Origin of the sequence: Nodosilinea sp. LEGE 07088 (assembly GCF_015207395.1) — a bacterium.
Taxonomy (GTDB): Bacteria; Cyanobacteriota; Cyanobacteriia; order Phormidesmidales; family Phormidesmidaceae; genus Nodosilinea.
Genome location: NZ_JADEWX010000051.1, coordinates 1 through 11,541, shown reverse-complemented (window position 1 = coordinate 11,541; position 11,541 = coordinate 1). Strand labels below are relative to the sequence as shown.

General features: G+C 59.4%; 14 protein-coding genes and 1 tRNA gene. 4 read left to right on the top strand and 11 right to left on the bottom strand.

Going from position 1 to position 11,541, the window contains the following annotated elements; all coding sequences use genetic code 11:
* Positions 1–23 precede the first annotated feature (23 nt).
* Positions 24–110: transfer RNA gene (locus tag IQ254_RS13450), tRNA-Ser, on the bottom strand.
* Positions 111–307: 197 nt separating this feature from the next.
* On the opposite strand from IQ254_RS13450, the gene IQ254_RS13445 reads away from it, so the two are divergent.
* Complete coding sequence (locus IQ254_RS13445) at positions 308–1,612, top strand: TldD/PmbA family protein (RefSeq protein ID WP_193966667.1); 1,305 nt, start codon at positions 308–310, stop codon at positions 1,610–1,612.
* 7 nt (positions 1,613–1,619) lie between these two features.
* Here the strand turns inward: IQ254_RS13445 and nei are convergent, their stop codons facing one another.
* Together nei and IQ254_RS13435 are read right to left on the bottom strand one after the other, a co-directional pair.
* The gene (nei, locus tag IQ254_RS13440; RefSeq protein WP_193966666.1) at positions 1,620–2,447 is read right to left on the bottom strand and encodes an endonuclease VIII; all 828 of its coding nucleotides are present in this window, start codon (positions 2,445–2,447) and stop codon (positions 1,620–1,622) included.
* 3 nt (positions 2,448–2,450) lie between these two features.
* Positions 2,451–3,608 carry a tetratricopeptide repeat protein gene (locus IQ254_RS13435; protein ID WP_193966665.1) on the bottom strand — a complete coding sequence of 386 codons (1,158 nt, stop codon included), beginning with the start codon at positions 3,606–3,608 and terminating at the stop codon, positions 2,451–2,453.
* Positions 3,609–3,836: 228 nt separating this feature from the next.
* Here IQ254_RS13435 and IQ254_RS13430 point away from each other — a divergent pair, with 228 nt between their 5' ends.
* Positions 3,837–4,001 carry a hypothetical protein gene (locus IQ254_RS13430; RefSeq protein WP_193966664.1) on the top strand — a complete coding sequence of 55 codons (165 nt, stop codon included), beginning with the start codon at positions 3,837–3,839 and terminating at the stop codon, positions 3,999–4,001.
* Between the two features lie 147 nt (positions 4,002–4,148).
* Here IQ254_RS13430 and IQ254_RS13425 read toward each other — a convergent pair whose 3' ends face one another.
* The 4 genes from IQ254_RS13425 to IQ254_RS13410 all read right to left on the bottom strand — a co-directional run bounded on the left by IQ254_RS13425 (position 4,149) and on the right by IQ254_RS13410 (position 7,488).
* On the bottom strand, positions 4,149–4,829 hold the full coding sequence (locus tag IQ254_RS13425) for a cupin domain-containing protein (protein ID WP_193966663.1): 681 nt from the start codon (positions 4,827–4,829) through the stop codon (positions 4,149–4,151).
* Positions 4,830–4,861: 32 nt separating this feature from the next.
* Positions 4,862–5,833, bottom strand: a complete 972-nt coding sequence (locus IQ254_RS13420) for a pyridoxamine 5'-phosphate oxidase family protein (protein ID WP_193966662.1) — start codon at positions 5,831–5,833, stop codon at positions 4,862–4,864.
* A 118-nt stretch (positions 5,834–5,951) separates the two neighbouring features.
* Positions 5,952–6,353, bottom strand: a complete 402-nt coding sequence (locus IQ254_RS13415) for a VOC family protein (RefSeq protein ID WP_193966661.1) — start codon at positions 6,351–6,353, stop codon at positions 5,952–5,954.
* A gap of 151 nt (positions 6,354–6,504) precedes the next feature.
* The gene (locus IQ254_RS13410) at positions 6,505–7,488 is read right to left on the bottom strand and encodes an NAD(P)/FAD-dependent oxidoreductase (protein ID WP_193966660.1); all 984 of its coding nucleotides are present in this window, start codon (positions 7,486–7,488) and stop codon (positions 6,505–6,507) included.
* A 111-nt stretch (positions 7,489–7,599) separates the two neighbouring features.
* On the opposite strand from IQ254_RS13410, the gene IQ254_RS13405 reads away from it, so the two are divergent.
* Positions 7,600–8,157, top strand: coding sequence for a TetR/AcrR family transcriptional regulator (locus IQ254_RS13405; protein WP_193966659.1), 558 nt, complete (start codon positions 7,600–7,602; stop codon positions 8,155–8,157).
* Between the two features lie 67 nt (positions 8,158–8,224).
* Here IQ254_RS13405 and IQ254_RS13400 read toward each other — a convergent pair whose 3' ends face one another.
* From IQ254_RS13400 to IQ254_RS13385, 4 genes are all read right to left on the bottom strand, one after another.
* Positions 8,225–8,635: an OsmC family protein gene (locus IQ254_RS13400; protein WP_193966658.1), complete on the bottom strand. Its 411-nt coding sequence runs from the start codon at positions 8,633–8,635 to the stop codon at positions 8,225–8,227.
* 376 nt (positions 8,636–9,011) lie between these two features.
* On the bottom strand, positions 9,012–9,575 hold the full coding sequence (gene lepB, locus IQ254_RS13395; protein WP_193966657.1) for a signal peptidase I: 564 nt from the start codon (positions 9,573–9,575) through the stop codon (positions 9,012–9,014).
* A gap of 69 nt (positions 9,576–9,644) precedes the next feature.
* Entirely contained in the window at positions 9,645–10,034 is a 390-nt protein-coding gene (locus IQ254_RS13390) for a DUF5335 family protein (RefSeq protein ID WP_193966656.1), read from the bottom strand.
* 80 nt (positions 10,035–10,114) lie between these two features.
* On the bottom strand, positions 10,115–10,309 hold the full coding sequence (locus tag IQ254_RS13385; protein ID WP_193966655.1) for a hypothetical protein: 195 nt from the start codon (positions 10,307–10,309) through the stop codon (positions 10,115–10,117).
* Positions 10,310–10,513: 204 nt separating this feature from the next.
* Between IQ254_RS13385 and IQ254_RS13380 the strand changes: the two genes are divergently transcribed.
* On the top strand, positions 10,514–11,541 hold a 1,028-nt coding region (locus IQ254_RS13380), incomplete at its 3' end, for an HlyD family secretion protein (RefSeq protein ID WP_193966654.1).

Here is an 11,541-nt window from a genome sequence, read left to right as displayed (position 1 = left end):
CTATTATATATCAATGGTTTGAACGGAGAGGGAGGGATTCGAACCCTCGTTGGGTGTTACCCCAAAGCAGTTTTCGAGACTGCCGCATTCAACCACTCTGCCACCTCTCCAAAGTGTTTCGCTATTCTACCGTTGAATCGGGGTTGTAGGCGACCCCAGGGTCGAAAATCCTCGGCAAATAGGTAGTGCTGGGAACCAACGGTTCTACCCGCCGCTTGTCTGTAAGATCTCGGGGATCGCTCTTTGCAGAGGTACCGCAATCCGGGAAGATGAAGGGAATCTATTTTGCCCCCGCCCACTAATTGCTATGGTGCCTGGTCTGACCGACGATTCGCTAGCCGAGAAACTCATCGATCTGGCCCTAGGGCGGGGAGCCGAAGCAGCGGAAGTTTTGCAATCGCGATCGCGATCGCGCCCTGTGTTTTTTGAAGCCAACCGCCTCAAACAGCTCGAAAGCTCGGCGGCCTTGGGTACTGCCCTGCGGCTGTGGGTCAACGGTCGGCCCGGGTTGGCGGTGGCCTACGGCAATGTTGACCCCGCCACTATTGTTGATAAAGCCCTGGCGATTAGCGCCCTCAACGACTCCGAACCCATCGACCTGGTCGAGGGGATTAGCCGCCACTACCCCGATATGGGCCAAGAGGTATCGGTAGCGCAGCTGATCGAGTGGGGTCAGACGATGATCGATCGCATTCGCCGCGTCTACCCCGACGTGATCTGCAGCGCAGATGTCGAGTGCGATGTCGAAACTACCCGCATTCTCAACACCCGGGGGCTCGACTGTCGCTACAGCGACGCCACCCTGAGCAGCTACCTGTCAGTCGACTGGGTTCGGGGCGACGACTTTTTGAGCGTCAGCGATGGCCAAACCCAGCGGGATAGTCTCAATAATGATCGGTTGGCTGACCAAATACTCAAGCGCCTGGTCTGGGCCGACCAGTCGGCAGCGGTGAAGACGGGTCGGCTGCCGGTCATTTTCACGGCCAAGGCCGCCGATATGGTGTGGGGCACACTACAGTCGGCGCTCAGCGGCAAACGGGTGATCGAGCGATCATCCCCCTGGAGCAATGCCCTGGGCGAGCAGATGACCGACACCCAGATCACCCTCTTACAAGATCCCGACGCGGGCCCCTTTAGCTGCCCCTTCGACGACGAAGGCACCCCCACCCAAAAGCTAGTCTTTATTGAAGATGGAGTGGTCAAGCTGTTTTATGGCGATCGCACCGTCGGTCGCACCCTGGGGGCCGGGTCTACCGGCAATGGCTTTCGCCCTGGTTTGGGCAGCTACCCTACCCCCAGCCTCTACAACACTCTGGTTCGGCCCGGCCAAAAATCTCTGGCGGAGCTCATGGCCTCCATTGATGAAGGGATTTTAGTCGATCAAATTTTGGGCGGTGGGCCCGGCATCTCGGGGGACTTTTCGGTCAATATCGATCTAGGCTATCGCATTCACCGGGGCGAACTGGTGGGTCGAATCAAAGACACCATGGTGGCGGGCAATATCTACACCGCGCTTAAGGAGCATGTAGAGCTCGGTAGTGACGCCGACTGGAACGGTTCTTGCTATACCCCCTCGGTACGATTAGACGGGCTCTCCATTACCAGCGGCTAATCGTAGACTACTCGTTTAACGGCTGGCATTGAGGGCAGATATAGCAACGCCTGCCGCCAATCATCAGCTTGGCAATGGCTTCACCACAGCGATGGCAGGGTTTGCCCTGGCGGCTAAAGGCCCAGTGGCGGTAGTCGCGGCGGCGGTGGCCGGTCTGCTTGAGCTGGGTAGCCAGGGCCAGGTCGTTGGTAATGCCATGGTGACGGTACGACTGCTGGGGCAGCGCCAGGGCAGCGGCGGCAAAGGCGGCAATTTGCTCGGGGGTGCAGTCAATGGGGCGCTGACTGGGGTAAATGCCGGCGACGTAGAGAATCTCGGTGCGCAGGTAGTTGCCCATGCCGCCCAAAAAGCCCTGGTCGAGCAGTAGGGTGGCAAACTGACGGCGGCGAAAGGGCGCACTGAGGGCGCGAGCCTCAACTGTGGCTGGGGTGACGGTGGTATCGAGGGTGTCGGGGCCCAGCTTGGCAATGTAGGGGTGGTCGGGTATGGCCTCGACCGGGAGTACTTCGATCTCTGAGGCGCTGTAGAGTAGCGCCCAGCGACTGGGGGTATGCACCGCAAACCGGAGCTGGCGATTGGTGGCAGGCACGGCGTTGGGTTTGCAGGTCACCCACTTGCCGTAGAGCTGGTTGTGGCTGTAAACCGCCAGACCATGATCAAAGCTGGTGACTAAGGCTTTGCCGTAGGGGGTAACCGCTGTGATCATTCGACCGACCAGCTCATCCTCGTAGGGTTTGAGCTGGTCAAAGGCAAAAAAGACATCGCTGGCGATGTGACCTGCGATCGCCCGGTGAATCTGATCGGCGGCGCGGCGAATTTCGGGACCTTCGGGCATGGGCTACGGTTCGTAACCCCAAAATGCCATCAGCTCGCGGGCCCGTTCTGCCCCTTCAGTATTGCCCTGGCGAGAGTACAAAATCGCCGCCAGCTCCAGGTTTGACAGAGCCTGCGCCTCTAGCCCCTGACCATGGAGCGCCAGCCCGAGATTATAAAAGGCCGCCGGATCGTCGGGGAGAGCGTCGGTCACTTTGCGATAGGAGAGCACCGCTTGCAGATACTGCTCGCGCTCGAGCAGCAGTTCGCCTAGCAGGGCGTGGGCGGCCACCAGATCTGGGTCGAGGCGCACCGATCGCAGCAGGTAGTCAAAGGCCGCCTCGCGATCGCCCTCTTGAAACAGCACATACCCCATTTGGTACTGGGCCTGGGGATTGCGGGCATCTAACCGCAAGGCCTCGCGAAGATTTTCTTTGGCCCTGTCGTAGTCGCTCTGAAGCAGGTAGATATTGGCAACGCTGACGTGGAGGTCGCTATTGTTGGGAGTAGCCTGTAACCCCCGGTTGAGGTAAGTGAGGGCCTGGTCGTAGTCTTCTTGCTGGATATAGAGGGCAGCCAGGGCTTCGTAGGCCTGGGCGTTGCCAGGGGCGATGCGGGTCAGGCTCTGGTAGCTCGACAGGGCCTCGTCATAGTTGCCGAGCTCAAGGTAAATGCTGCCCAAACCCAGGTAGGCATTGATTTCGCGAGGGTTGGTCTCGAGAATGCCCCGATAGGTATCGATGGCGGCATCGAGCTGACCAGCTTGGTATTCGCTGTGAGCTAACCCGTAGCGAAAGGCCAGATTGTCTTCATCGAGGTCGATTGCCAGACGATAGGCCGCGATCGCCTCGCCGTAGTTTTCTTGCTGGGTGTAGAGATAGCCAATACCCGAAAACAGGCGTGGATTTTGGGTGTCAATGGTCGCCGCCTGCTGGTAAATGGTAATCGCCCCAGCATAGTCTTTTGCCTCCACCAAATCTTGCCCCTGGCGCAGTAGTTCATCCACTTGCTCTTGCTGGGCATCGCTGAGACCAGGGCTGCTCTGCGCGACCCAGGGTGCAGCGAGAGTCGCAAAATCGCCACCTATCGGCCCAGATGGCATCGCCCCTTGGGCACCAGGCACAATGGCTAAGCTACTCAACAGGCCCCACAAAATGGCGATCGCCGCGTCACTGCGTTTCACTAAAGACTCTCCTTACTGCTAAGTCAGGTGTTAACAAGACCGTCTTATATATTACAACTTGCCAACCGCTGTAAAGAATGATCACCTTCGAAAGCGATGCCCCTGAGCGATCCCGTAGGATTTAGGTATCAGGTTACACTACTTGGATCCTTGATAGCGCCACATTTCCTGCGATCGCATTGCTACAGACACAAGCCAACTTATCCCTTTAGCCGCGAGGTACCAGTCATGCAAGGTCTGAAACTCTCTGTTTTTGGCTACTTTAATCGGTTGATGCAGTATTTTGCTGAGCCCATCGGCAGAATCTTTGGCCCCGACGACAACAGCTACCCCGAAATTGGTGTGCAGCCCTTTGAGGGCGATACCTCTACAGAATCCGTTGAGATTCTCTAGGGTTTGCCCTTGGGATTTACGACGTTTTTTCAACCTCAATTCACCGCCAAAACTGACATTGCCAGGAGCCATTTCTGTCTCCTAGCGGCCCTAGTGTCCCTATCTGCGTATCCCCCGAAAATCTTTGGGGGAAATTTTTTGACCGCCTTAGTCTGCGATAGATAGGGCTGTGGCTCCGACCAAATGCCCCGTTTTCACATAAATGATGCAACCCTCTCGGCTGAAGGGGGTATGGCGACTGCCGTGGGGGCTGCGCAACCAGGTGCCTGCCGGATAGTCGCCCCGCTCATCGGAAAATACGCCCTCCAGCACAAAGATTTCTTCACCACCCCAGTGGGTGTGGGGCTGAAACTGGGTGCCCGCCGCCCACTTGACCAGGGCCACGTTCTCGGTGCCATAGGTGTGCAGGGGCATCACCTGCAAGCCATCTACCAGGCCGGGGTGCCAGGGGGCAGTCGTGGTATCCACCACGACCTGAGTGTGGTCGTCGGGATGCATTTGCCAGAGCTTGACGAAAATGATGCAGCCCCCACGACTCGACGGCCTGTGGGTCGAGCCGACGAGATTGCGCACGTAGGTACCCGCCGGGTAGTCACCCTGCTCGTCTGAAAACACCCCCTCCAGCACCAGAAACTCCTCGCCACCGCCGTGGGTGTGGGGCGAAAAGGCGCTACCAGGGGCGTAGCGCACCAGGGAGGTGGCGCGGGCGACCTCGTCACCATCGCGATCGAGCAGGCGGCGGTGCACACCGGGCATGGGAGAGGCCACCCAGGGGAGAGCGGGGGTAGTGAGGACGATGCGCTGGGTGAAGTCGGCGTGGAGTTGCATGGGGAGATGGGGAGATGGCATTTGCCTTTACATTATTGGGGATTTTGCCAGGGGCCGGTGTTAGCCAAAAAGGGGGAATACTCCGGTGGAGTCCAGCTCAGGGGCAGGCTGCCTTCGACCCGCCAGCCCTGGGTCACCTGGAGACGCAATAGCCGCTCGGCCCCCAGGTAGGTGGCGATCTCGGGGCCGTCCCAAATGACCTCGGCATGGCCAGTGAGGTAGAGCAGATCGCCGCGATCGAAATCGACCAAGAGTAGCCCGGCGCGGGGGTTGAGTTCGATGTTGCCGAAGGTGTTGAAGTGGCAGTTACCGGCAAAGTCGGGAATGGTCAGGGTATCGCCCTCAACGTTGACAAAACCAGGGTTACCGCCCCGGTGGGAGACATCGACGCCCTTAGCGGCCCCGGCAGCGTCATCGAGGTAGGCGGTGGCGATGAACAGGGTATCGGCCACGGCGATCGCATCCCGTTCGGCCTTCCCCAGAGTCGTTAGAGCCTGCACCGACCTGGCCTTGGTAGGGTCGAAGGAGGGCCAGTCAAACCGACGGGCCTGAATGTATTGGGGGCAGTTGCCAAAGGTTTGGCCCACCTGCACAGCGAACCCATCAGCACGAAGGGCCTGCACCACTCCGTTGATCCGGTTGCGGCGGCGGGTGTGCAGCTCAATGCCAAGGAAACCGATGTCGGCCCCGACCGTAAGGGTATCGTTGAGCGGGTCGCCCACCAGCGGGTGGGCAGCGATGGCCAGGGTGCGATCGTCGGGGGAGGCAATAAACCCCGGTGCGCCGACCAAAATCGAGGCCCAGGGGTTGCCCCCGCCATCTACACTGCCAACCAGCAGATAAGACAGCTGCGCGTAGAACTGCCGATGCTGATCGGGCAAGAAATCCCGAATCATTCGTCGCCCTAAGGTATCCATGCGTTCAAGCCGACCCATTTTGGCCTGAATGGCGCGTTCGCCTGGATGAAAGGGCGATTCAGACCGTTGCCAACCGGGAATAGCCATAGTTGTCGTTGCTCCTAAGCATGCGATCGCAGTTCACTTCAGCCCCTTTGAGCCTACCCTCTCCCCCCGGTCGACGGGGCAAACCCCGTTTAGCCCCGTCGACCCGCCCAGGCCCGTTTTAACCGCCGGGGGCAATCAGCTCCATGCGAATGCCCCCGGGAATGGAGAGCATCATGTGGTGGGTGGGGCCAGCCCCCAGGGGTTCGGGGGCAAACTCGATCTGCACCCCTTCGGCGGCGGCCAGGGTTTGGTGCAGGCTATGCAGGGTCTCTAGGCCCTCCACCTTTAGGGCAAAGTGGTGCAGACCCAGGTTGTTTCTGCGATCGAAGGGGGTGGCCAGGGCCGGGTCTGCCGCCTGCCAGAGGGTCAACATCAGGGTGCCATCCGACAAAAAGTAGGCCGGGTAGTCGGGCTTTTCGCCCACCAGCTTAAACTCCAGCACATTGACGAAAAAGTCGCGGGTGGCGTTGATGCTGGGCACAGTCAGCCCGATGTGGTGAGCGCCTTGGGTCATAGCCATGGGATGTCTCCAGTGGTAAGGATAGTGGAAGGGTGAACGTTGTTGTAGAGGGAGATGGGGCAGGTGGGGCAGGTGGGAAGGTCGATATAGAGGTTTAGGGCCTTAAAAAGGGGGGCTTTGCAGCCTCATCCACCCATCCACCCATCCACCCCTAAGCGGCGATCGCCCGTCGCCGCGTTCCCTCCAACCGGCGAATGTCGCGCCAGATCCGGGTGGCGGCCTGGGCGCCATCAGCGGCGGCGATCGCCACCTGGTTCATGCCCACCTTGAGATCGCCCACGGCAAAGATGCGGGGGTGGGAGGTGCGGTTCATGGCGTCGGTGACCAGGTTGCCGCCGCTGTAGTCCAGCTCCAGGCCCTTGAGGTAGTCGGCATGGTACTTAGAGCCCATGGAGACCAGGCCGGTATCGAGTTCGACGATGGTGCCGTCAGCCAATTCCACCCCGCTCATGACGTGGTTTTCGCCCAGGAACTGCTGAATCGGCTGCTCGACCAGGCGATAGCCAGCGGTGGTAATGCGATCGCGCAGTTCTTCGCCCACCTCAAAATCACCATTGGTAAACAGCGTGATATGGGGGGTAAACCAGCCCAGGGGAAAAGCCACTTCCAGACCGCCCTCGCGGCTGGCAAAGACTCCAGCCCGCTGATCGCGCATTTCGTAGCCGTCACAGATCAAACAGACATGCAGGTTGTGGCCCGCGTAGTCAAACACGTTTTGCATATCGGCCAGCTGGGGCAGATGGTCGATAATGCCGCTGGCGGCGATCAGATAGCGACTGCGGAAGGTGCGGTAGGCAGGGTTTTTACGACCCATCCGCACCCGCACGGCGAAGGTGTCGCCTTCGTCGATCACCTCTTCCACATAGGCATTGAGGTAGTCGCCGTCGAGATCCAGGTAATGAGCTTTGCCCTGCTTCAGCACCTCGCGACCGGGGGTGTCGGGGGGCAAACCCAGGTAATTGTGCAATTCCTGCATCCAGAAGGAGCGCGCCTTGCCCTTGTCAACAATTAGCGTTGAGAGCAGGTAGCGCTGGAGATAGATACCGGCGGAGAGCCCAGCCGCCCCACCGCCTACGACAAGGACGTCGTAGATGCGATCGGTGGACTGGTCGAGCATGGCTTTGGTGAGTTGCATAGACACCTCCTAGAGATGACGGTCAATACCGAACGTTCGGTACAGCATTTACTGTACTGATCGTTCAGTATAATGTCAATGGGTTCAAAATTTTTGGATAATCGCGCTGACATGTCTAGGCAAACTACGGCTAAACAGTCCTACGTACCGCCTCTACTCGATCTGTTTCGACAGTATGGCTACGACGGGGTTAGCCTGTCCAAGATTTCTGAGGCCACGGGCCTCGGTAGGGCCAGTCTCTACCACCACTTTCCTGGGGGCAAAGACGACATGGTCGCCACGGTGCTGACCGCCCTTAACCAGTGGCTGCAAGACACGGCGCTAGATGCCCTGGCGGCTGAAGGGGATGCTCTAGTGCGGCTGACGCGCATGGGCGATCGCATTGGTGACGCCTACAGCCACGGCGAAAAACCCTGCATTTTGGCGGCGCTGGCGCTGGGCTCGGCCAAAGAGACCTTTCAGCCCCAGGTGAAGGAGCTGTTGCAGCAATGGATCGCTGCGATCGCCGCTGTTCTGATCAAAGACGGCATGGATGAAGAGTTGGCCTGGGCGCGAGGCGAAGCAGCGATCATCGCTATCCAAGGATCGCTCATTTTGGCGCGGGCCCTAGATGACCCGGCTATCTTTGAGCGCACGATGAAAGACCTACCAGAACAGCTTTGTCGGTAGCCTGGTATCCCCCGCTGGGGAAGCCATCAAGTCCATTCAACCGGGACTGGATACCCAGGCGTGTAACTCACGCCGTTAGTGTGGTCGTGGGGTGAGTTAATACGGTGTGAATTTCGGTGTTGCCGGTGAGCATGCGATGCACTGGGCAGCGATCGCCGATCTCCCGCAGGCGATCGCGTTGCTCATCGGTCAGATCCCCGGTCAGGGTGACGTAGGCGGTAATGACTGACTGGTGATCAACAGTGTGCGACTCTGCCGCGACGTAGACCTGCTCTACCGGCCAACCCTTGCGCTCGGCATACATTTTGATCGTGATCGCCTTGCAGCTGCCCAAGCCAGCCAACAGCAACTCGGTAGGGGTTGGCCCCTGGTCATCGCCGCCGACTGACACCGGTTCATCGGCGGTGATCTGAAACTGGCGCAGGGCGATGTCTTGGCCATAGCGCGATGCATTCGACGAAACCTGTACAGAAGTCATGGTGCATACCTCCCGGATATGACGATAAAAACCGGGTGTCTGGCTCTTGGTTGCAGACCCTCCTTGGGCAAGATAACCACCCGGTTTCTGAAGCGTAAAACCGGGCGTCTGATACCGAATCCAATTTAGGAAACCCCGATTCATAATTGGGAACCCCGTAGTAGGGGCATAGCATGCTATGCCCCTACAAACCGACGGTATTCAGGCAGGATTTGGTATGAGGCGTAAAATCCGGTTTCTAGCTCTATTTCAATCCTACTGGTTTCGACCGGCCATAACAGCGCTATCACAAGGCCAAACCGCCCCGGTGCACCAAGATCGCTGGCCGCAGCAGGACAATGCGATGAATAGCCCTTAGAAATAGCACCCTGGTCACTCAGTCGAGCGTGCCCAGGCGATCCATCGGCCAAAAGCGAAACACCGCCTGGCCAATTAAATTATCCTGCGGCAAAAAGCCCCAGTAGTGCGAATCGACGCTATTGTTGCGGTTATCGCCCAGCACCAGGTACGCGTCGGGGGGCACGGTCACCGGGCCATATTCATAGTCTGGCGGAGCCGCAATGTAGGGTTCTTGCTGCGGCTCACCATTGACGTAGAGCAGGCCCCCTTTGACCTCAATCTCGTCCCCCGGTAGCCCCATCAGCCGCTTAATAAAGGCATTGGTTTCGTTGAGTGACTCAGGGGGCATAAACACCACAATGTCGCCCCGTTGGGGCTCGGTAAAGCGGTAGCTGACCTTGTCGATAATCAGGCGATCGTTGACTTCGAGGGTCGGCAGCATTGACCCCGAGGGAATATAGCGGGCTTCGGCGACAAAGGTGCGAATGCCAAAGGCCAGCAGCAGGCTCAGGCCCAGCGTCTCAACAGTCTCACGCCAAATCCCTCGATGTCGGGGGGCGGGTGCTTGAGGGCCAGAGTCTTGGGGCTTGGTATCGCTCATAGTCGGTTCACGCGCGAGAGAGAATGGAAAAAGCCAGGGTCTAGTCAGCATGATCACCCCAGCGGTGCATTAGAACGCTAAGTCTGCCCGTTTGGAGAAGTTGATTATAGTTTGGGCTTGGTCGCTGTCGGTAACGGTGCATGACAGAATGCGACCGTCATCATCAGTAACAATGGTAACAGCCTGGGGATAGACAACCCGATGGGCATAGGCCACCTCTGGAGTTTCTAGCGATTGGCTCACCGTGATCACCAGGTTGTTGTCGATATCAGATCGATCATAGGCGATCGCAAAAAAAGGCTTGTGGCGCAGCAGTTCCCAGTCGCCAAGCTGAGGATCGCGCAATTTTAGAGTTAGGGGGTAGCCCCGGTGTTCATCGGTGAATTGAGCAAAAAATTCAACCCAAATCGACTGAGGAATGTCGAGCTGATACCGTTTGTAAGACAGTTCTAGGGTCATACTTCACCTCCTAATAATGGAGCTCAGCTTAGGCCGAGGCTGTGTCATTGCCATGGCGGTGATGTGACGGCGAGGTTACCTCAGCGGTGGGGCATCGGCAGCTGTGATCGGCCAATGAGGGTATCGACTAGGCAGTCAACCATCAGGTCTGGGGCCATGGGCGCGATCGCGGCCCCGTGAAGAATATTCTGCGTCAGCACAAAGCTGATCAGCGACCCCATAAAAATCCGGGCCGCCGCTTCCGCATCTTTCAGGTGCAGCTCGGGGTGAGCCACAAAATAGCTGCTGAGTAATGCCCAAGGTAGCCATCATAGCCAGCAGGTTGTGGGCCAGGTGGCGCAGCACGGTTTCGGGGGCTGCCTCAAAGGAGAGGTCGCCAAATACGGTTTGAAACACTTTGGGCCGGGGCCCGAAATCGCCGGAATATTCAATTTATACTACACCGTATAGTTTAGCTGCTGGCCCGCGAGGATGTTCCCATGACTCAGGTTGCGCCTGCCGACGCTGCGCCGCAAAAGCCTACTCAGACGAGCCCAGCCCGGGGCTTGAAACCGAAGCTGAAAGTTGTCGTGCCCCTGGTGCTGGTGCTGGCCGCCGCCGGAATCGGCCTGCGCTACTGGCTAACCCGGCCCGACGACGGTGCGATCGCCCTCAGTGGCCGCATCGAAGGGTACGAGACCGATCTGGGCGCGAAGGTGGGCGGGCGCATCGCCGAGGTGGCAGTGAGAGAAGGAGATGCGGTGGCGGCGGGCCAGGTAATTGCCCGCCTCGACGATGCCGAGCTCCAGGCCCAGTTCGCAGCGGCCCAGGCGCGAGTGACGGCGGCGCAGCAGCAGGTGAATCAGGCCCAGCTCCAGGTGGCGGTGGTCGATAGCCAGATTCAGGAGGCGCAGCTGACGCTGCAACAATCCCAGGGTGATGCGGCGGGGCGAGTCAGCCAGTCTGAAGCCTCAGTGGCGACCGCCCGCGCCCAGCTGGCCGAGGCCGAGGCCCGCGTGCAGGAGGCAAAATCGACCCTGGAATTAGCGCAAAGCGATCGCGATCGCTTGGCCACCCTGGCCGCGCAGGGGGCGATTCCGCAACAGCAGTTCGACCAGGCCCAGACTCAGGCTGCCACCGCCGCCGATACCCTGACGGCGCGGCAGGCCGCTGTAGTGGCGGCCCAGCAGCAGGTGAGCGCCGCCCAGGGTGCCTTCACCCAGGCCCAGACCAGCGAGCTCAACCCCGACATTCGTACCGCGCAGATCAACCGACTGGGAACCCAGCAAGAGCAGGCCCGCGCCCAGCTCGCTGCCGCCCAGGCCGACCTCAAGCAGGCCCAGGCCGCCCAGGCCGAAATCGCCGCCCGGCTTGACGACCTCGCCATTGCCAGCCCGATCGCCGGGGTGGTGCTGAGCCGCATGGTGGAACCGGGGGAGGTGATCTCGACCGGCACCACGGTGCTGACGGTGGTGAACTTGGGCGATGTCTACCTGCGGGGCTACATTCCCGAGGGTCAGGTGGGGGC